8 protein-coding genes and 4 pseudogenes are annotated in these 22,172 nt (G+C 62.2%); 6 read left to right on the top strand and 6 right to left on the bottom strand.

Translation table 11 applies throughout. The features are described 5' to 3' along the window. From JFT80_RS15300 to JFT80_RS15280, 5 genes and pseudogenes are all read right to left on the bottom strand, one after another. Positions 1-797: pseudogene (locus tag JFT80_RS15300) on the bottom strand (enoyl-CoA hydratase/isomerase family protein). After that, positions 794-1,951 carry a citronellyl-CoA dehydrogenase gene (gene atuD / locus JFT80_RS15295; protein ID WP_201148438.1) on the bottom strand — a complete coding sequence of 386 codons (1,158 nt, stop codon included), beginning with the start codon at positions 1,949-1,951 and terminating at the stop codon, positions 794-796. Before atuD ends, JFT80_RS15300 begins: the two are co-directional and overlap by 4 nt. A 30-nt stretch (positions 1,952-1,981) precedes the next feature. Further along, positions 1,982-3,598 (bottom strand): acyl-CoA carboxylase subunit beta, encoded by a 1,617-nt coding sequence (locus JFT80_RS15290; protein WP_201148437.1) that lies wholly within the window; start codon positions 3,596-3,598, stop codon positions 1,982-1,984. 3 nt (positions 3,599-3,601) lie between these two features. Then, positions 3,602-4,470, bottom strand: a pseudogene (locus JFT80_RS15285) (SDR family oxidoreductase). A gap of 12 nt (positions 4,471-4,482) precedes the next feature. After that, positions 4,483-6,274 (bottom strand): annotated as a pseudogene (locus JFT80_RS15280) (acyclic terpene utilization AtuA family protein). A gap of 225 nt (positions 6,275-6,499) precedes the next feature. Here JFT80_RS15280 and JFT80_RS15275 point away from each other — a divergent pair. The 3 genes from JFT80_RS15275 (at position 6,500) to JFT80_RS15265 (ending at position 9,122) form a co-directional block, all read left to right on the top strand. After that, positions 6,500-7,126: a TetR/AcrR family transcriptional regulator gene (locus JFT80_RS15275; RefSeq protein ID WP_201148436.1), complete on the top strand. Its 627-nt coding sequence runs from the start codon at positions 6,500-6,502 to the stop codon at positions 7,124-7,126. An 88-nt stretch (positions 7,127-7,214) separates the two neighbouring features. Beyond that, positions 7,215-8,009, top strand: coding sequence for an ABC transporter substrate-binding protein (locus JFT80_RS15270; RefSeq protein WP_201148435.1), 795 nt, complete (start codon positions 7,215-7,217; stop codon positions 8,007-8,009). Between the two features lie 99 nt (positions 8,010-8,108). Continuing rightward, positions 8,109-9,122 (top strand): GNAT family N-acetyltransferase, encoded by a 1,014-nt coding sequence (locus JFT80_RS15265; protein ID WP_201148434.1) that lies wholly within the window; start codon positions 8,109-8,111, stop codon positions 9,120-9,122. 144 nt (positions 9,123-9,266) lie between these two features. On the opposite strand, the pseudogene JFT80_RS15260 reads toward JFT80_RS15265, so the two are convergent. Then, positions 9,267-9,825: pseudogene (locus JFT80_RS15260) on the bottom strand (RNA polymerase factor sigma-70); the annotation flags it as partial. 272 nt (positions 9,826-10,097) lie between these two features. On the opposite strand from JFT80_RS15260, the gene JFT80_RS25550 reads away from it, so the two are divergent. The 3 genes from JFT80_RS25550 to JFT80_RS25540 all read left to right on the top strand — a co-directional run. Next, complete coding sequence (locus JFT80_RS25550; protein WP_374091362.1) at positions 10,098-13,529, top strand: condensation domain-containing protein; 3,432 nt, start codon at positions 10,098-10,100, stop codon at positions 13,527-13,529. Further along, positions 13,526-14,644, top strand: coding sequence for an amino acid adenylation domain-containing protein (locus JFT80_RS25545; protein ID WP_374091363.1), 1,119 nt, complete (start codon positions 13,526-13,528; stop codon positions 14,642-14,644). Before JFT80_RS25550 ends, JFT80_RS25545 begins: the two co-directional genes overlap by 4 nt. Continuing rightward, the coding region (locus JFT80_RS25540; protein WP_374091361.1) for a non-ribosomal peptide synthase/polyketide synthase at positions 14,637-22,172 on the top strand (7,536 nt) is incomplete at its 3' end. The genes JFT80_RS25545 and JFT80_RS25540, both read left to right, overlap by 8 nt.

Raw genomic sequence — 22,172 nt, 5'->3', positions numbered from 1 at the left:
TCACAGAGCCCACCCTGGTTTACGTTTTTGCACGAAAGCCATAGTCCCCTCGACTCCCTCAGGCCCGGTCACTGCGTCGCTGAACCATTGCGCCGCCTCATCCAGCAACTCACTCGACGGCTGCCCGGCACTGGCCAGCAACAGACGCTTGGTCAGTGCATTCGCCTCCGGCGCACAACACAGCACATGCTGCAGCACTTCATCCAGACGCTCGGCCAGCGCCTGAGGATCCTCCTCGACAAAATGCACCAGGCCCAAACGCCGTGCTTGATGGCCATCGAAGCGTGCAGCCGTCAGGGCCAGTCGGCGCGTTTCAGTCAGACCAATACGTTGCACGACAAATGGCGCGATCTGCGCCGGGATCAGCCCCAGACTGGTTTCCGGCAAACCGAACTGCGCCTTGTGCTCGGCGATGGCGATATCGCTGACACAGGCCAGGCCGAAACCACCGCCCATGACTGCGCCTTGCAACAGGCAGATCAACACTTGCGGTGCGTGCTGGGCTTCTTCCAGCAAAGCACCGAACGCCCGGTTCAAGTCGCGGTAAGCATCTGCGCCCTGACCGCGGGCGTTGGCCATGTCCTTGATGTCGCCACCCGCGCAAAAATGCCCCCGGCGCCGCCGATCACCAATGCCCGAATGGCCTGGTCCTCGCGCACGTTCGCCAACAAGCCCCGCAGCTCGGCGACCATCTGCAGGCTCATCGCATTGCGGCTTTCGGGGCGGTTGAGGGTGATGTGCAGCACGCCGCCATGCAATTCCAGGAGCAGGGTCTGGCATTCGGGCAGTCGGCTCATTTCTTTTTCCCCGGCAAGATGCCCATCAGTTTGCAGATGATCCCCAGCATGATTTCGTCGGCGCCGCCGCCAATCGACACCAGCCGCACATCGCGATAGGCGCGAGCCACCGGGTTGTCCCACATGAAACCCATGCCGCCCCAATATTGCAGGCAGCTGTCGCTGACTTCACGCCCCAGGCGCCCGGCCTTGAGCTTGGCCATCGACGCCAGGCGGGTGACGTCCTGACCCTTGATGTACTGCTCGGTGGCTTGATAGACCAGCGCGCGCAGGCACTCGATTTCGGTCTGCAGTTCGGCGAGACGGAAGTGGATGACCTGATTGTCGATCAGCGCATTGCCAAAGGTCTTGCGCTCTTTGCAGTACTCGATGGTGCTGTCGACGCAGTATTCCAGGCCTTTGAGCATGTTCGCCGCACCGAACAGGCGTTCTTCCTGAAACTGCAGCATCTGCATCATGAACCCGGCGCCTTCATGGCCGATGCGGTTGCGCTGCGGCACGCGCACATTGTCGAAAAACACCTGTGCGGTTTCCGAGCTGCGCATACCGAGCTTGTCCAGGTGCGAACTGAGACTGATGCCCGGCGTGTTCATCGGCACCATGATCAGCGACTTGTTGATGTGCGGCTTGTCGTCCGAAGTGTTGGCCAGCAAACAGATGAAATCGGCGCTCGGTGAGTTGGTGATCCACATTTTGCTGCCGTTGATCACGTAATCGTCGCCATCCTTGCGTGCGCTGGTTTTGAGCCCGGCGACGTCAGAACCGGCTCCGACCTCCGACACTCCGATGCAACCGACCTGCTCGCCGGTAATCGCCGGGCGCAAGAACTCTTCCCGCAGTTCGTCGCTACCAAAACGCGCCAACGCCGGAGTGCACATGTCGGTCTGCACGCCGATCGACATCGGAATGCCGCCGCAATGAATGGTGCCGAACTCTTCAGCGGCGACAATCGAATAGCTGTAATCGAGGCCCATGCCGCCGAATTTTTCCGGTTTGGAAATGCCCAGCAAACCGAGGTCGCCGGCCTGGCGGAAAATCTCGTGGATGGGAAAGCGTCCGGCCTTTTCCCATTCATCGACGTGCGGGTTGATCTCGTGCTCGACGAACTGGCGGACGGTACGGCGCAGGGCTTCGTGTTCCGGGGTGAAGATCATTGTTATTGTTCTCCGAGAGGTCCGAGGCGGTCAGAACCGGCTGACGCCGAAGCTGTTGGGTTGCAGGTTGCGCATGTCCGCTTCGTGGCAAATATCCAGCAAGTAGCCGAGCAGCGTGCGCGTGTCGCGTGGATCGATCAGCCCGTCGTCCCACAAGTTTGCGCTGCCGTAGAGCGCGGTGGACTGGCTGTCGAGTTTCTGCGCGGTGACCTGCTCAAGCATGTCGAGCATTTTCGGGTCTGGCACCAGACCGTCCTTGAGTTGCTTGGCCTCTGTGACAATGCGCAAGACTTTGCCGGCCTGCGCGCCACCCATCACCGCGGTGCGGCTGTTCGGCCAGGCGAAGATGAAGCGCGGATCAAGACCGCGCCCGCACATCGCGTAGTTGCCGGCGCCGTATGAACCGCCGACGACGACGGTCAGTTTGGGCACCCGCGCATTGGCCACCGCTTGAATCAGTTTCGAGCCGTGTTTGATCACGCCTTGCTGTTCCGATTCGGTGCCGACCATGAAGCCTGTGGTGTTGTGGAAAAACAGCAGCGGCGTCTGGCTCTGGTCGCACAGTTGGATGAACTGCGCGGCTTTGCTGGCGCCGTTCGGTGTGATCGGGCCGTTGTTGCCGATGAAGCCGCAGGCGCGGCCCTGAATCTTCAACTGGCCGCAGATCGTTTGCTGATCGAACTCACCCTTGAATTCGAGAAAGTACGATCCGTCGGCGATCCGCGCAATGATCTCCCGCGCGTCGTAGGGTTTTTTCGCATCGTCGGGGATCAACCCGAGCAGTTCTTCGATGGGGTATAGAGGTTCTTCGAACGATGGCCGAGGGGGCATGGCCAGGCGCGTGTTCCATGGCAGCAGGCGCAGAATCTCACGCACCTGGCGCACGCCGTCTGCATCGTTTTCCGCCAGGTACTCCGCCGTACCTGCCACTTGTGCGTGCATCTCGGCGCCACCGAGTTCTTCATCCGTGGCGACTTCACCGGTGGCGGCTTTGAGCAGCGGCGGGCCGGCGAGAAACAGCTTGGCCTTGCCGCGCACCACCACCACGTAATCCGAGAGGCCGGGCTGATAAGCACCGCCCGCTGTGGCCGAGCCGTGCACCACGGTAATCTGCGGCAAGCCCATGGCCGACATCCGGGCCTGATTGGCAAAGCTGCGTGCGCCTTCGACAAAAATTTCCGCCGCATAATTGAGGTTGGCACCACCGCTTTCGGCCAGGGTAATGACCGGCAATTTGTTCTCCATGGCGATCTGCTGCAGGCGCAGGGATTTTTTCAGACCACTTGGGGAAATGGTCCCGCCTTTGATCGCGCTGTTGTTCGCCACCACCAGCACGCGCACACCGGACACGTAACCGATGCCGGCGATCAGGCCGCCACCTGCCGAATGGCCATCCTTGTCATCGTGCAGCTTGTAACCGGCCAGACTCGCCAGTTCGAGAAAAGGCGCGCCGGGATCCAGCAGCAGGTTGAGACGTTCCCGGGGCAGCAATTGCCCGCGCTGGTCGAACCTGGATTTTGCCTCGGCAGCCTTGTTCAGAAGATTCTGTTCGAGCTGACGCATCTGCTCGATACCCGTCAGCATTGCGGCATGGTTCTGCGCGAAATGTTGGCTGAAGGGGTCGACCTGGGACTGTATGACCGGCATGGCTTAGTCCTTGTCCTGAAGTACTTCGGGCAGGTACGCTCGGTGAAAGCCGTTGTACGATTCGCTGTTGTGCGCCTTGTGCATGGGCCACGCCCGCCCGCCAAGACTCGCCGCGCCATCGATGCGCAGGGTGCTGCCGCTAATGAATGTAGCCGCCGGGCTGAGCAGGAAAACAATCGCCGCGCTGACTTCCGATTCGGTGCCGATGCGCTTGAGCGGTACATGCTCGCGCAGGGTAGGAATCACTGCCTTGAACGCACCCTCGTAAGTGTCCATGCCACTTGAGGCGATCCAGCCGGGCGCCACCGCGTTGACCCGCACACCGGCGTACCCCCACTCGAATGCCGCCGTTTTGGTCAGGTTGTCCATACCCGAGCGCGAGGCGCCGGAATGGCCCATGCCCGGCATGCCGCCCCACATGTCGGCGAGCATGTTGACGATCGAGCCGCCGTGCTTGCTCATGGATTGATTGAACACTTCCCTGGCCATCAGGAAACCGCCCACCAGGTTGGTGCGCATCACGGTCTCGAAACCCTTCTGGTTGATTGAGGCCAGCGCCGAGGGAACTGCCCACCGGCATTGTTGACCAGGCCATGGATGGGGCCATGCTCGCGGATCAATTCGCTGACAATATGCCGCACCGTTTCTTCCTCCCGGATATCGCACACGACCCAGTCGGCCTGGCCGCCATCTGCGGTTATCTCGCCAGCGACGTTCTCCAGCTTGGCCGCGTTGCGCCCCACCAGCATTACATGGGCACCCAATGCCGCCAGTTCATGGGCGGTGCAACGGCCGATGCCGCTGCCGCCACCAGTCACGATGATGTTTTGCCCGGTAAACAAGCCGGCTTTGAAAATCGAATCGTAGGCCACGGTGACAGTCCTCTAGTTGACCTGGTCGGCGATGCTCTGCGGCACCGGTATCTGGATTTCCAGCAGTTGCTGGGCGAACGCCTTGCCTTGCGGGTCGATGCGCAGACTGGCCACGCCACCGCCGCCGAGGGCGTTCTCCAGCAGGAAGTTCAGGCTGTGGGTGGCCGGCAGGTACCAGCGCTCGACTCGCCCGTATACCGGGTCGAGAACATGGCTCATCCAGTCGACCAGCACCTCCGGGGTCAAGGCTTCGGCGATCCACGGCAGGTATTCTGCTTCCCGGGCCATGACCCCTATATTGCTGTGGTTGCCCTTGTCCCCGGAGCGCGCAACCGCCAGCTTGACCAGCTCGACGCTGGCGTCGGCCAGGCCGACCGGTTTGGGCGGATCGAGCGGCACCGGCAAGTCCTGGGTGTCGAGCATCGCGATGGCGGGCAGGGCACAGGGATGACGTTGACCGTCGAAGTGAATACCCAGGGTGCACGCGGATTTATCAATCAGGAACGAGAACAGACGGATCAGCGGGTACACCGTTGGCCGGCCGCCAACGATGCCGGTCAATCCCGGCGCCATGCCGGTGGCGGCCTGGGCGATTTCCCTAGAGAACAGGATCAACGCCTGTTTGTCCGGATGCCGCACGGCCAGCTTGATCACCACCTCGCGGGTGTCCTGGCGCTGACCGTGAGAACCGTAGGTGGCTTCGCTGCCGAGCAGTTCGACATTGACCTCGCTGTAGGGCAACCAGCCGCGCTGGCTGAAGATGTCCGAGGTTTTATTGATAATCGCGGCGCTGACGCGCCGGGCGCTTGTCGACCGCATCGATCCCGGCGATCAGACAACTGGCAGTGCAGCGAAAACCGTCGAGGAAGGTGGCGCTGACCTTGTACTGGTCAGTCGGCGGCAGGCCCTTGGCGCCGTGCACCTGAACCCGGTTTTTACCCTGTTGCACGAGCCTGACCTGACTGAAATCGCAGACCACGTCGGGCAGCAGGTAGGCGTGTGGGTCGCCGATTTCATACAGCATCTGCTCACCCACGGTCAGCGGTGTGACCAGTCCGCCGGAGCCTTCGGGTTTGCTGACGATGAATTGGCTGTCGGCGCTGACTTCAACAATTGGAAAACCGATGTGCTCGTAGTCGGGCACGTCGCGCCAGTCAGTGAAGTTACCGCCGGTGCATTGTGCGCCGCATTCGATGATGTGCCCGGCCAGCGCGGCCTGGGCGAGTTTGTCGTAGTCGTGCCACGACCAGCCGAACTCATGCACCAGTGCGGCGCTGACCACGGCGCTGTCGACCACGCGGCCGGTGATGACGATATCGGCGCCCAGCCGCAGGGCTTCAACGATGCCCGGCGCGCCGAGGTAAGCGTTGGTGGAGACGCACATCGCCGGCAACGGCGCGCCACTGAACATCTCCTGGATGCCGAGGGTCCTGAGCTGCTTGAGCTGCGGTTGCAGGTCGTCGCCCAGCAACACGGCAATTTTCAACCCCGCCCCGGCCTTGTCGCAAGCAGCTTGCAGGGCCGCAGCGCAGGCTTGTGGATTGATCCCGCCGGCGTTGCTGATCACCCGAATGCCTTGCTCGGCCAGTTGCGGCAGCAGCGGCGTCAGGACGTCGATAAAGTCGCCGGCAAACCCCGCCTGCGGGTCTTTCATGCGTGCGCCGGCCATGATCGACAGGGTGATCTCGGCCAGGTAATCGAACACCAGGTAATCCAGGCGTCCCCCTTCCACCAGCTGCGCCGCGGCCGTCGAAGTGTCGCCCCAGAACGCGCTGGCGCACCCGATGCGAATGGTTTCCGGCACAGTTGGCTTCATGCTCACCTCCGTCGACAGTGTTGGGAGACTACCGCTGCGTGACTGCTGATTTACGATTCGAGGCTACCAAGCAAGCGCTTGGTTTGTAAATGCCTAAAATTATCTTCTGCCCAAGCGCTTGCTTGGTCGCCGTCGGCGGCTTAAATTGCGCGCAACCCTGCGGTTTCAGCGGCGAGCGGCGCATCTGGATTGATCGACTGTAGGAGAGAACGGGTGGACGAGCAAAAAGCCCTGAGGGTCATGCGCGAATTGGTCGACCAAGGCCAGTTGACCGACCCCGACAGCGCCCGCGGCAAACTGCTGCAAGTGGCGGCTCACCTGTTCCGCAACAAAGGCTATGAGCGCACCACCGTGCGTGATCTGGCCGGGGCGGTGGGGATTCAGTCTGGAAGCATTTTTCATCACTTCAAAAGCAAGGATGAAATCCTCCGCGCGGTGATGGAAGAAACCATCCGTTACAACACCGCTCTGATGCGTGCGGCGCTTGCCGATGCCAGCAGCGTGCGCGAGCGCGTGTTGGCGCTGATTCGCTGCGAATTGCAGTCGATCATGGGCGGCAGCGGTGAGGCCATGGCCGTGCTGGTCTACGAATGGCGGTCGTTATCCGAGGAGGGCCAGGCCAAAGTGCTGGCGTTGCGTGACGTCTACGAAGATATCTGGCTGCACGTGCTCGGCGAGGCCAAGGACGCCGGGTTGATTGGCGGCGATGTGTTTATCACGCGTCGTTTTCTCACTGGCGCACTGTCCTGGACCACCACCTGGTTCCGTGCCGGTGGCAGTTTGAGCCTTGATCAATTGGCGGACGAGGCCTTGATCATGGTATTGAAAGAGCCACGATAGTGGTGATTTGCCAGTAGCCACTGGCTAATCGGGCGAAACCGCCTGGCTTGAACCCATAGAGTGTAATTTTCGGGAGTAGGTTGTTTTGATGTCCTCGCCAACACGGACGGCCTTCCGGTTTTTACTGGCGGCGCTTCCCGCATTATGGGTACTGCCTTCTCAGGCGGCACAGCTGGTTCGAGTCGGAGCGGCGCATTTCCCTCCCTACACTGTGCGTCCGGAAATGGGGGCCGACACTGGCTTGCTGCCACAGCTGGTCGAAGCATTGAATGTTGCCCAGCATGACTACCAGTTTGTCCTGGTGCCGACTTCGATTCCCCGCCGCTTTGGTGATTTCAAGCAAGGCCGGGTGGACATGGCGATCTTCGAGAATCCTGATTGGGGCTGGAAGGACATTCCACATGTTACGGTCGACATGGGCCTGGAAGATGCCGAGATTTTCGTCGCGCAACAGCGGCCGGACCGCCAGCAAGACTATTTTGCCGAACTTGCCGGCAAACGTCTGGCACTGTTCAGTGGGTATCACTACGAGTTCGCCAACTTTGACGCCGACCCCAAAAAACTTGCGCAACGCTACAACGCCTCGCTGACCTATTCCCATGACAGCAATTTGCTCATGGTGCTGCGCGGCCGGGCGGACATCGCGTTGGTCACGCGTTCGTACCTGAGCGATTACCTGCTGCGCAACGCAAAAGTCGCCGATCAGCTGCTGGTGTCACAACGGGTGGACCAGGTCTATCACCATTACGCGATCCTTCGTCCTGCAGCACCCATCAGCGGTGAAGCCTTTGGCAAGTTGCTGAAAGAGTTGCGGGAGAGCGGCCAGATGATGAAAATTTTTGCGCCGTACCAAATCGCCGTGGTCCCTGTTCCTGGGGACTGATGGGGATCGCACGTCGGGTATTTTCTGTCTTCGGTTAAATTTCCCTGATCGGCTCACGTCACCTCGTTTAACAGTGGACGACTAACGTGAGCCTGACCCATGCCTGATCTGAACGCTCTGACTGCCCTGGCTCTGCCCGATGGCCGGTGCCTTGTGGCGGATGAAACCACCGACCGCTTGAGCCTCGGCTGCGACGGGCAGCCGTTGCTCAGCTTGCGAGTGAACCGCGAGCCTGCGCTGCACGTGGCCATCGATCAACGTTTCGAACACCCGGACAGCGAAGTCTTGTACCTGGCCTGTTATTGGTTGTTCGCCCGCGATTCGGCCTGTCAGCACTTGACCTGGCACCTCGATGAACTGCCCACCGAGGCACTGCTCAGCGGCTTGCTGGTCACCGGTGAAATCAGTGGCCAATACCGTTGCGAGCGCGCGCTGTTCTGGCAGTTGCCCCGGCCCTGGTTGAGCCAGGCCAGTGTAAACAGCTACCCACAGCATCCAGTGATCAGCGACGGCAAACGCCACCCCTTGCGGCCGCTCAAACCTCGGGGCGAGGTGTACCGACGGTTCGATGCGCGGTTGGGGGCATGGATATCCCTGCGCACGGTCGAAATCGAACATGACCTGGCGCGCTTCAATCGCTGGCAGAACAGCGCACGGGTTGCGAGTTTCTGGCAGGAGGAGGGCAGCCTCGATCAGCACCGGGAGTATCTGGCCAAGTTGCTGGCCGACCCGCACACGCTGACGCTGATCGGCTGTTTCGATGACCAGCCGTTTGCCTACTTCGAGGCCTACTGGGCCAAGGAGGATCGCCTCGCGCCGTTCTACGAGGCGGGCGATTACGACCGTGGAATCCATATGCTGGTAGGTGAAGAGCAGCACCGCGGCCCGCACAAAGTGGCGAGTTGGTTATCGGCGCTGACGCACTACCTGTTTCTCGATGACCCGCGCACCCAGCGAGTAGTCGCCGAGCCGCGCGCGGACAACGCGAAGATGATCGGGTACATGCAGGGGCAGCGATTTCACTGCGAGAAGGAGTTCGACTTTCCGCACAAGCGGGCGGCGTTGATGGTGTTGGGGCGGGAGCGGTTTTTCGAACGGTGTGTGCTGGCTTGAGTTCCAGGGATCAAGGTCTTCATTGATCTTGATTCATCCTTCGCGAGCACGCCGGCTCCCACAGGGGATATGCGCTTGGCATGGGTCCAGGGTGGGAGATCCCGTGTGGGAGTGAGCCTGCTCGTGATTGAGCGCACCGCAATTGCGAGATCTCAACGCCGTGCAAACGTATCCGCGCCGACTTCCCGACACCTTGCGGCAGTGCACCAGTGCATCGCGGATCATGAAGTTCACCAGGGTGGGCGACACGCCCAGTTCCTTGGCGATGTCTTTTTGCGGTACGCCATGCAGGCGGTACATCTCGAACGCATATCGGGTGCGGCTGGGCAGTTGCGGTCAGGGCGTCAGCGATGTTTTCCAGGGTCGAGAAATTGATGTGCGAGGTTTCCGGCGACGCGCCCTGGATCACCACATTCAGGCCTTCCTCTTCCGGGCCGGAATACTTCTGTTCCAATGCCTGCTTGCGATAGTGATCGATCGCCAGGTTACGCACGATCTGGAACAGGTAGCTGAGTTGTGCCTTGAAGGAGGAGGTGATCTGCGGCGCCGACTGCAGGCGGAAGAACGCATCCTGTACCACGTCTTCAGCGCGCGACCGGCACCCGGTAATGCGTGCTGCAATCTTGACCAGTATCAGTCGATTGTCGACGAATGCCTGAAGTAGCGGTGAATCGCACCTGCTTGTGGATACTTGTTCCGTCATGGAAATCACCCTGCTGCCAAATAGGTTAGTGGAGCGGCCAGAGAGCCGGCTGCCCTACACATCGAGCGACAAATTAGGTTGAATGATAATGATTGTCAATTGAGAAAGAGAATTAATGCTCCTTGCCGGTGCGTTTTGCGAACTGCGACACGCTGACGCACGCCAGCCCTGTTGGCGATCGACGCCGACGACTAATTCTTGCCTGACCCCATCCGTTCTCCTTGGTGAATGGCACCGCATACATACAGCCCAAATTTTTCGCAGGAAACCTCATGACCGACGCGTTCGAACTCCCCAGCACTCTGGTCCACGCCCTGCAGCGCCGTGCGGCGTTGACACCGGATCAACTGGCCTTGCGTTTTCTGGCTGAAAACGAAGAGCAGGCTGTGGTACTCAGTTATCGCGAACTCGATCAGCGCGCACGTACTATCGCAGCGGCGTTGCAGGCCGAGGCTGAGTTCGGCGATCGCGCGGTGCTGCTGTTTCCCAGTGGCCCGGACTACGTTGCGGCGTTCTTTGGTTGCCTGTACGCCGGCGTGATCGCGGTGCCGGCTTACCCGCCGGAGTCTGCACGGCGTCATCATCAGGAGCGTCTGCTGTCGATCATCGCCGACGCCGAGCCGCGTCTGTTGCTGACCAGCGCTGACCTGCGCGACGCCTTGCAGCAGATCGAAGGCGCACCGCCGCTGTTGTGTGTCGATACCCTCGACAGCGCGCTGGCCGAGAACTGGGTCGAGCCCGGCCTGGCGCAGGATCACATCGCCTTCCTGCAATACACCTCCGGCTCCACCGCGCTGCCCAAAGGCGTGCAGGTCAGCCACGGTAACCTGGTCGCCAACGAGCTGTTGATCCGTCACGGCTTCGGCATCGACGTCAACCCGGACGACGTCATCGTCAGTTGGTTGCCGCTGTACCACGACATGGGTTTGATCGGTGGTTTGCTGCAGCCTGTTTTCAGTGGCGTACCTTGTGTATTGATGTCGCCGGGGTACTTCCTTGGTCGACCGTTGCGCTGGCTCGAAGCAATCAGCCAATACGGCGGCACCATCAGCGGCGGGCCGGATTTCGCCTACCGTTTGTGCAGTGAGCGAGTCAGCGAGTCGGCGCTTGAACGCCTTGATCTGAGCCGTTGGCGCGTGGCCTATTCCGGTTCCGAACCGATCCGCCTCGACACCCTCGAACGCTTCGCCGAGAAGTTCACTGCGTGCGGTTTCAGCGAAGACAGTTTCATGGCTTCGTACGGTCTGGCCGAAGCGACCCTGTTCGTTGCCGGTACACCACGAGGCACCGGCATTCCAGCGTTGCGCGTGGACGATCAGGCGCTGGCGCAAAACCGTGCCGAGCCGGGTGACGGCAGCCCGATCATGAGTTGCGGCATCAGCCAGCCAGAGCATGCGGTGATGATCGTTGAGCCGATCAGTCTCGAAGAACTCGCCGATAACGCTGTCGGTGAAGTCTGGGCTGCCGGCCCGAGCATCGCCCACGGCTACTGGCGTAACCCCGAAGCCAGCGCCAAGACGTTCGTCCAGCACGCCGGCCGCACTTGGCTGCGTACCGGTGACCTGGGCTTTGTCCGTGACGGTGAGCTGTTCATCACCGGCCGTTTGAAAGACATGCTGATCGTGCGCGGACACAACCTCTATCCGCAGGACATCGAGAAGACCGTCGAGAATGAAGTGGAAGTGGTGCGCAAGGGCCGCGTCGCTGCATTTGCCGTATCAGTGGACGGTGTCGAAGGCATCGGCATCGCCGCGGAAATCAGCCGCAGCGTGCAGAAAATCCTGCCGCCGGAAGCGTTGATCAAAGCCATCCGCCAAGCTGTGGCCGAGGCTTATCAGGAAGCGCCGAGCGTGGTGGTGCTGCTCAATCCGGGCGCGTTGCCGAAAACCTCCAGCGGCAAATTGCAGCGTTCGGCGTGCCGTAATCGCCTGGCCGATGGCAGCCTCGACAGCTACGCGGTGTTCCCGTCGACCGCAGCCGAAACCGCAGCGTCGAGCACCAGCGTCTCTGAACTCGAAGCGCTGATCGGCAAGATCTGGGCCGAGCAACTCAACGTCAAACAGGTCAACGCCGACGACCATTTCTTCCTGCTCGGCGGCAACTCGATTGCGGCAACTCAAGTGATCGCCAAGGTGCGTGAAGAACTCGGTCTGGAGCTGAACCTGCGATTGCTCTTCGAAGCGCCGACCCTGTGTGCATTTGCCGCTGCGGTGGCGCAGCAGCAACAGGACGGCGGCAGCGCCCAAGGTGCAATCAGCGCGTTGTCGCGCAGCGAGCCGATGCCGCAATCGCTGGCGCAAAACCGTCTGTGGATCACTTGGCAACTCGACCCGCAAAGCAGCGCCTACAACATTCCCGGCGCCCTGCGGTTGCGCGGCGAACTGGACGAAGACGCCCTGCGCGCCAGCTTCCAGCAACTGATCGAACGCCACGAATCCTTGCGCACGCGCTTCTTCGAACGTGACGGCGTGGCCCTGCAACAAGTCGATGCAGCTACCGAGTTCAACCTGCAACTGATCGATCTCAGCGACTTGCCGGCCCACGAGCGTGAAGCCCGTGCCCAGCAGATCCGCGAAGACGAAGCGCGCACCCGGTTTGACCTGGAAAAAGGCCCGCTGCTGTGGGTGACACTGGTCCGCCTCGATGACGAAGATCACCAACTGCTGGTGACGCTGCACCACATCATCGCCGACGGCTGGTCGCTCAATGTTTTGCTCGACGAATTCTCGCGCCTGTACGCCGCCGCGTCCCAGGGGCAGACCGCCACGCTGGGTGCCCTGGAGACCCATTACGCCGACTACGCCAGCTGGCAGCGCCAATGGCTGGGGCAAGGGGAGGGTGAGCGGCAACTGGCGTATTGGAAAACGCAGTTGGGCGACGAGCATCCAACCCTGGAACTGGCCAGCGATCACCCGCGTTCTGCGCAGCAGGTTCACAGCGCCGCACGCCACAGCGTGCGTTTGAGCGTCAGCCTCAGCGAGGTGATCCGCACGACCGCGCAGGCCCACGATTCGACACCGTTCATGTTGTTGCTCGCGGCATTCCAGAGCCTGCTGCATCGCTACAGCGGCCAACGTGATATCCGCATCGGTGTGCCGAACGCCAACCGTCCGCGCCTGGAAACCCAGGGCCTGATCGGCTTCTTCATCAACACCCAGGTCATGCGTGCCGAGGTGGATTCGCGGCAGCCTTTCGTCGAATTGCTGGCGCAGGCTCGCCAAACCACCCTCGGTGCCCAGGCACATCAGGATCTGCCATTCGAACAACTGCTCGAAGCCTTCCCGCAGGCCCGCGAACAAGGGCTGTTCCAGGTCATGTTCAACCATCAGCAACGCGACCTCAGCGCGCTGAAACGCCTGCCGGGTCTGCTCGCCGAAGAACTGCCGTGGCACAGTCGCGAAGCCAAGTTCGACCTGCAATTGCACAGTGAAGAGGACCAGAAGGGGCGCCTGAGCCTGTCCTTCGACTACGCCAGCGAGCTGTTTGACGCCAGCACCCTCGAGCGACTGGCCGAGCATTATTGCAACCTCCTGCGCGCGGTTTGCCAGCAGCCTGGTACCGCCATCGGCGACCTGCCCCTGATGACCTCAAGCGAGCAGGCACAACTGGCGCAGTGGAGTGGTGCCCCCCGCGCGCCGGCCACTCAATGGCTGCCTGACCAGCTCAACGAACAGGCGCGCCTGACCCCGAACGTACGGCGCTGATCTGGGAAAGCGGCAGCCTCGATTTTGCCCAACTGCACACCCAGGCCAACCGCCTGGCCCATTATCTGCGCGATAAAGGCGTCGGTCCTGACGTGCGCGTAGCGATTGCCGCCGAGCGTTCGCCGCAGTTGCTGATCGGCCTGTTGGCGATCATCAAGGCCGGTGGTGCCTACGTGCCGCTGGACCCCGATTACCCTGCCGAGCGCCTGGCCTACATGCTCGCCGACAGCGCGGTCGGGTTGCTGCTGACCCAGACCGGAATGCTCGACCGCTTGCCGGCCACCGAAGGCGTCAGCGTCATCGCGATGGACACCCTGCACCTGGAAAGCTGGCCGAGCCACGCACCGGGCCTGCACCTGCAAGGCGACAACCTGGCGTATGTGATCTACACCTCGGGCTCCACCGGCCAGCCCAAGGGCGTGGGCAATACGCATGCGGCCCTGGCCGAACGGCTGCAGTGGATGCAGGACACTTACCGACTCGACCAGACTGACGTGCTGATGCAAAAGGCCCCGATCAGTTTCGACGTATCGGTGTGGGAATGCTTCTGGCCGCTGGTGACCGGTGCGCGCTTGCTGATTGCCGCACCTGGCGAGCACCGCGATCCCCACCGTATCGCGAGGCTGGTGCAACAGTTCGGCGTCACCACCTTGCACTTTGTGCCGCCACTGCTCTCGCTGTTCATCGACGAGCCGCTGAGCGCCGAATGCACCAGCCTGCGCCGCGTGTTCTCCGGCGGCGAAGCGTTGCCGGCCGAACTGCGCAACCGCGTACTGGCGCAACTGCCGGCGGTGCAATTACACAACCGTTATGGCCCGACCGAAACCGCGATCAACGTCACCCATTGGCATTGCACCACAGCCGATGGCGAGCGCTCGCCGATTGGCCGGCCGCTGGGCAACGTGCTGTGTCGGGTACTGGACAGCGAATTGAATGCGCTCCCGGCCGGCGTGCCGGGCGAGCTGTGCATCAGCGGTCTCGGCCTGGCGCGGGGTTACCTGGGACGTGCGGCGCTGACTGCGGAACGATTTGTCGTCGACCCTCTGGGCCAGCCAGGGCGCGCGCCTGTACCGAACCGGAGACCGCGCGCGGTGGACCGCAGACGGTGTGCTTGAATATCTCGGGCGGCTCGATCAGCAGGTCAAATTACGCGGGTTCCGCGTAGAACCGCAGGAAATCGAGGCGCGCCTGCTGGCTCAGGAAGGCGTCGCCCAGGCCGCGGTGCTGGTGCGCGACACGGTCGCTGGTGCACAGCTGATCGGTTACTACACCGCTACGCCTGACGCTGAGCCACATGACGGGCATAACACCCGGCTGCTCGCTGCCCTGGCGGCCGAGCTGCCCGAGTACATGGTGCCGGCGCAACTGATGCGCCTGGACGCGATGCCCCTGAGCCCCAGCGGCAAGCTCGACCGCCGGGCCTTGCCGGAGCCGCTGTGGCAGGTGTGCGAGCATGTCGAGCCGGTGACGGCGCTGCAACAGCAGCTCGCCGGCATCTGGCACCAGGTATTGGGCCATGGGCAGATAGGCCTGCGCGATGACTTCTTCGCCCTTGGCGGCCACTCTTTGCTGGCCACGCAAATCATCTCCAGGACCCGCCAGGCGTGTGACGTCGAACTGCCGCTGCGAGCCCTGTTCGAGAACAGTGAACTCGGTGCGTTCGCCGAACAGGTACGCTTGCTCCAAATCAGCGGCAACATCAATCGGCAGCCGCCCATCGAGCAGGTTGACCGCAGCCAGCCGGTGCCGCTGTCATATTCCCAGCAGCGCATGTGGTTTCTCTGGCAGATGGAGCCCGACAGCCCTGCCTACAACGTCGGTGGCATGGCGCGACTGCGCGGCGAGCTGGATGTCGAGCGCTTCGACGCTGCGCTGCAAGCGCTGATCCTGCGCCACGAAACCCTGCGCACCACCTTCCCGAGTGTCGACGGTGTGGCTCGACAGCAGGTTCACCCGCACAGCAGCGTGCTCCTGGAATTGCAGGATTTCAGCGCGCTGGCAGACGCTGACCGCGAGCGCCAGGTCCAGCTTCTGGCTGACGCCGAGGCCCATAAACCCTTCGATCTGGAAACAGGTCCACTGCTGCGCGCCTGCCTGGTCAGGACGGCCTTGCAGGAGTACTACCTGGTGCTGACGTTGCATCATATCGTCACCGAAGGCTGGGCCATGGACATCTTTGCCCGGGAGCTCAGCGCACTGTACGAGGCGCTGGTCGATGGCCGCGAATCTCCCCTGGTGCCGCTGGCGGTGCAATACCTCGACTACAGCGTCTGGCAGCGTAACTGGCTGGAGTCCGGTGAGCGTCAACGCCAACTCGACTACTGGACCACGCAACTCGGCCGTGAACATCCGTTACTGGAATTACCCGGTGACCGCCCGCGTCCGCCAGTGCAGAGCCATCAGGGCGAGCTGTTCCGTTTTGATCTGAGCGACGACCTTGCTACGCGCGTTCGTGCATTCAATGCAAAAAATGGTCTGACTCTGTTCATGACCATGACTGCCGCGCTTGCCACGCTGCTCTACCGCTACAGCGGCCAGACCGATTTGCGCATCGGCGCGCCGGTGGCCAACCGTATTCGCCCGGAAAGCGAAGGGCTGATCGGTGCGTTCCTCAACACTCAGGTGCTGCGTTGCCAGCTCGACGGCATGATGTCGGTCGGCGAATTGTTCGAGCAGGTGCGCCACACCGTGATCGAAGGCCAGTCGCATCAGGATCTGCCGTTCGATCATCTGGTTGAAGCCCTGCAGCCACCGCGCAGTGCCGCGTACAACCCGCTGTTCCAGGTGATGTGCAACGTGCAGCGCTGGGAATTCCAGCAGAGCCGAATGCTCGCCGGCATGACCGTCGAGTACTTGGCCAACGATGCGCGAGCGACCAAATTCGACCTCAACCTGGAAGTCACCGACCTCGACCATCGCCTCGGTTGCTGCCTGACTTACAGCACCGATTTGTTCGATGAACCGACCATCGCGCGCATGGCCAGGCATTGGCGCAACTTGCTCGAAGCGCTGATTGCCGATCCGCAACAACGTCTCAGCGAATTGCCGCTGCTGGCCGCCGACGAGCAGAAACACCTGCTCGGCAGCCTCGGCGTGGAGCCGGGCGAGCATCGTCTGGACCAGTGCGTGCATCACCTGTTCAGTGAACAGGCGCTGCTGCGCAACGATGCACCGGCGTTGACCTTCGCCGGGCAAACCCTGAGCTATGCCGAACTCGACGCCCGGGCCAATCGCCTGGCCTGGATGCTGCGTGAGCGTGGAGTCGGGCCGCAGGTGCGGGTTGGCCTGGCGCTGGAGCGCTCGCTGGAGATGGTGGTCGGCCTGCTGGCGATACTCAAAGCCGGCGGCGCGTACGTGCCGCTGGACCCGGAATACCCGCTGGACCGATTGCACTACATGATCAAGGACAGTGGCATCGGCTTGCTCCTCAGCAACTCGGCCATGTTCACGGCCCTGGGCGAGTTGCCGACTGGCGTTTCGCGCTGGTGCCTTGAAGATGACAGCGCCGCCCTGGCCGATTACCCGGAGGCAGAGCTGCCTCGCAGCAGCTTGCCCCAGCATCAGGCCTACCTGATCTACACCTCGGGTTCCACCGGAAAACCCAAGGGCGTGATGGTGTCCCACGGCGAAATCGCCATGCATTGCCGCGCGGTGATCGAGCGCTTCGGCATGCGCGTCGATGATTGCGAACTGCACTTCTATTCGATCAATTTCGACGCCGCCACCGAGCGATTGCTGGTGCCTTTGTTGAGCGGCGCCCAGGTAGTCTTGCGGGCGCAAGGTCAGTGGGATGCGCAGGAGATCTGCGAGCTGATCCGTCGGCACCACATCAATATCCTTGGCTTCACGCCAAGCTATGGCAGTCAGTTGGCGCAGTGGCTGGCCACCCGCAATGAAACCCTGCCAGTGCGTATGTGCATCACCGGCGGCGAAGCCTTGACCGGCGAACATCTGCAACGAATTCGCGGGGCGTTCAAGCCGAGCCTGTTCTTCAATGCTTACGGCCCGACTGAAACCGTGGTCATGCCCCTGTCCAGCCTGGCCCCGGAACACCTGGAAGAGGGCATGGGCAGCGTACCGATCGGCAGCGTGATCGGCGCCCGGGTTGGGTACATCCTCGACGCCGACCTGGCGTTGGTACCCCAGGGCGCGACGGGCGAGCTGTTCATTGGCGGTGCCGGCCTGGCCCAGGGTTACCACCAGCGTCCGGGCATGACCGCCGAACGCTTTGTGGCCGACCCCTTTGCCGCCGATGGCACACGCCTGTACCGCACGGGAGATCGGGTGCGCCAGCGCGGCGATGGGCTGGTGGAGTACCTCGGCCGCATCGATCATCAGGTGAAGATTCGCGGTTTCCGTATCGAGCCTGGCGAGATCGAAAATCGCCTGCTGGAGCATGAGTCGGTGCGTGAAGCGGTGGTGCTGGCGCTTGATGCGCCAAGTGGCAAGCAACTGGTGGGCTACCTGCTGACGGCGGTCGCCGAGCAGGATGACGCGCAACAGAGCAGCCTGCGCGAATCCCTCAAGGCTCACCTCAATGCCCAGCTTCCGGACTATATGGTGCCCATGCACCTGATCCTGTTGGCACACTGGCCGCTGACGGCCAACGGCAAGCTCGATCGTCGCGCGCTTCCGGCGCCGGACCCGGCGCTCAACCGTCAGCATTACGTGGCACCCGGCAGCGAGCTTGAACTGACCCTGGCCAGCCTCTGGTGCGAGGTGTTGAACGTCACGCAGGTGGGTCTCAACGACAACTTTTTCGAACTGGGTGGCGACTCGATCCTGTCGATCCAGGTGGTCAGCCGCGCCCGTCAGCAGGGCATTCATTTCAGCCCACGGGACCTGTTCCAGCACCAGACCGTGCAGGCGCTCGCCGCCATCGCCACGCGTGCGGAACAGGTGGTGGCCGAACAAGGCCTGCTCACCGGTGAGTCGCCAATGACGCCGATCCAGCACTGGTTTTTCGACAGCCAGATTCCTGAGCCTCAACACTGGAACCAGGCCTTGTTGCTGGAGCCGACCGTGCTGCTCGAACCCCATTGCCTGGAGCAGGCACTGCTGGCGGTGATCGAGCAACACGATGCATTACGGCTGCGCTTCACCGCAGTGGCTGGCGCCTGGCGCGCCGCACATCGGATCGATAGCGACACCCCCGTGCTGTGGCAGGTGCGGGTCAAATCCATGGAACAGTGCACCGCGCTGTTCGCCGACGCCCAGAGAAGTCTGGACCTCAAGCAGGGGCCGTTGTTGCGGGCGCTGCTGGTGGATGGACCGCAGGGTCAGCAACGCCTGTTCATCGCCATTCACCACCTGGTGGTGGATGGCGTGTCCTGGCGAGTACTGCTGGACGATGTGCAGACGGTTTATCGTCAATTGCTCGCGGGAAAACCCGTCGAGTTACCGGCGAAAACCAGCGCCTTGCGCGACTGGGCGGCTCGTCTGCAGGCCTACGCGGGCAGTGATTCGCTGCGTGAGGAATTGGGTTGGTGGCAGGCACAATTGGCAGGGCCGGATGTTGCGCTGCCGTGCGCCCGCCCTGAAGGTGGACGCCAGCATCGCCACGCCCAGACCATCAGCGTACGCCTCGACGGCGAGCGCACCCGCCAGTTGCTGCAACAGGCGCCGAGTGCCTATCGCACGCAGGTTAACGACCTGCTGCTGAGTGCCTTGTCCCGGGTTCTGTGCCGCTGGACCGGGCACGAGTCGGCGCTGATTCAACTTGAAGGGCACGGCCGCGAGAACCTGTTTGACGACATCGACCTGAGCCGCACGGTTGGCTGGTTCACCAGCGCATTCGGACTGCGCCTGACGCCAGGACTTGAGCATGAGCACACGATCAAGGCAATCAAGGAGCAACTGCGCGCCATACCGCACAAGGGCCTTGGGTATGGGGTACTGCGGTACCTGGCCGACGACGTCTGCCGCCACGCCATGTCGGCCTTGCCGGCGGCGCAGATCACCTTTAATTATCTGGGCCAGTTCGACCAGAGTTTTGCTGACGACGCCTTGTTCCGTCCGCTGGACGAACCGGTCGGCGCGGCGCACGATCCGGAGGCGCCGCTGCCCAACGAGCTGAGCGTCGACAGCCAGGTCTATGGCGGTGAGCTGGTAATGCGCTGGACCTTCAGTACAGAGCGTCACGACCCGCAGGCCATCGCCGAGCTGGCGCACGCCTACCTCGAAGAATTGCAGAGTCTGATCGAGCATTGCCTGGGCGATGGCGCGGGAGGCCTGACGCCGTCGGACTTCCCGCTGGCGAAACTCACCCAGCCCCAGCTCGATGCGCTGCCAGTACCTGCCGCGCACATCGAAGACGTCTATCCGCTGACGCCGATGCAGGAAGGCATGTTGCTGCACACCTTGCTCGAACCGGGCACTGGCCTCTACTACATGCAGGATCGCTACCGCATCAACAGCGAACTCGACCCTGAGCGTTTCGCCCAGGCCTGGCAAGCGGTGGTCGCCCGTCATGAAGCGTTGCGTGCGTCGTTCTGCTGGAACGTCGGCGAAGACATGCTGCAAGTGATCCATACGCCGGGCCGTACGCCAATCGAGTATCTGGACTGGAGCGCCATCGCCGAAACCGAGCAGGAGCCGAAGCTGCAAGCGCTGCTGAAAAGCGAGCGCGAGGCCGGTTTCGACCTGCTCAACCAGGCCCCGTTTCACCTGCGCCTGATCCGGGTCGGCGCGGCGCGCTACTGGTTCATGATGAGCAACCACCACATTCTTATCGATGCCTGGTGCCGTTCGCTATTGATGAACGATTTCCTTGAGATCTACACCGCCTTGGGCGAGGGGCGCGAAGCGCAATTATCGCTACCGCCGCGTTATCGTGACTATATCGCCTGGCTGCAACGGCAGAACCTTGCCGAAGCCCGGCAGTGGTGGAAAGACAATCTGCAGGGTTTTGAACGGACAACGCCGATTCCAAGCGATCGGCCCTTGCTGCGCGAGCATGCCGGCGACAGCGGCGGCATGGTCGTCGGCGACTGTTACACCCGTCTGGCTGTCCGGGACGGTGTGCAACTGCGCGAACTGGCCCAGGCCCATCAGTTGACCGTCAATACCTTCGCCCAGGCGGCCTGGGCCTTGGTCCTGCGGCGCCTCAGCGGTGATCGCGACGTGTTGTTTGGTGTCACGGTGGCCGGCCGTCCGGTGCAGATGCCGGCAATGCAACGCACGGTCGGCCTGTTCATCAACAGCATCGCGCTGCGGGTGAAAATGCCTGAGGACGATCAGCGCGCCAGCGTCCGTCAGTGGCTGAGCGGTTTGCTCGACAGCAACATGCAACTGCGTGAGTACGAATACCTGCCGTTGGTGAACATCCAGGAACAGAGCGAATTGCCGAAAGGCCAGCCGCTGTTCGACAGTCTGTTTGTCTTCGAAAACGCCCCGGTGGAAGTCTCGGTACTGGATCGCGCGCAGAGCCTGAATGCGACCTCGGACTCAGGCCGTACGCACACCAACTTCCCCCTGACGGCGGTGTGTTATCCGGGCGATGACCTGGGTCTGCACCTGTCTTATGACCAGCGTTACTTCGACGAATCGACCATCGAGCGCATGCTCGGCGAGTTCAAGCGTCTGCTGCTGGCGCTGGTCGATGGTTTCCATGGCGAAATGGCTGACTTGCCGCTGCTGGGCGTCGAGGAACAGGACTTCCTGCTCCACGGGTGCAACCAGAGTGCCCACGATTATCCGCTGGAGCAGAGCTACGTTGCGCTGTTCGAAGCGCAGGTTGCCGCGCATCCGCAGCGAGTGGTGGCCAGCTGTCTCGATCAGCGGCACACGTATGCCGAACTGAACGTGTGCAGCAACCGTCTCGGCCATGCACTGGTCGCCGCCGGCGTGCAGATGGATCAACCGGTGGCGCTGCTCGCCGAGCGTAATCTCGATCTGCTGGGCATGATCATCGGCAGCTTCAAGGCCGGTGCGGGTTATCTGCCGCTGGATCCGGGCCTGCCGAGCCAACGCTTGAGCCGCATCCTCGATCTCAGCCGCACGCCGTTGCTGGTGTGCACCCAGGCTTGCCGGGAGCAGGCCGTTTCGCTGCTGGATTCATTCAGCTGTGCGCATCGGCCCAGGTTGCTGGTCTGGGAAGAGGTGCAGGCGAGCGCTGCATCGGTCGCCAATCCCGGGATATACAGTGGACCGGATAACCTCGCTTACGTGATTTACACCTCCGGTTCCACAGGTCTGCCCAAGGGCGTGATGGTCGAGCAGCGCGGCATGCTCAATAACCAGTTGAGCAAGGTGCCGTACCTGAAGTTGAGCGATGCCGACGTCATCGCGCAGACCGCTTCGCAAAGCTTCGACATTTCCGTCTGGCAGTTCCTCGCCGCGCCGCTGTTCGGCGCGCGTGTGGACATCGTGCCGAACACCATCGCCCACGATCCGCAAGGTGTGCTGGCACACGTGGTGGCCCAAGGCGTCACCGTGCTGGAAAGCGTGCCGTCGCTGATCCAGGGCATGCTCGTTCAAGCACACATGAGCCTCGATGGCCTGCGCTGGATGCTGCCGACCGGTGAAGCCATGCCACCTGAACTGGCCCACCAATGGCTGCTGCGTTACCCGGACATCGGTCTGGTCAACGCTTACGGCCCGGCAGAATGCTCGGATGACGTGGCGTTTCATCGCGTCGACCTG

This window comes from Pseudomonas sp. TH10 (assembly GCF_016651255.1).
Lineage (GTDB): Bacteria > Pseudomonadota > Gammaproteobacteria > Pseudomonadales > Pseudomonadaceae > Aquipseudomonas.
Note: the sequence above shows the minus strand (reverse complement) of the source record. Positions and strands in the feature narration are given on the sequence as shown.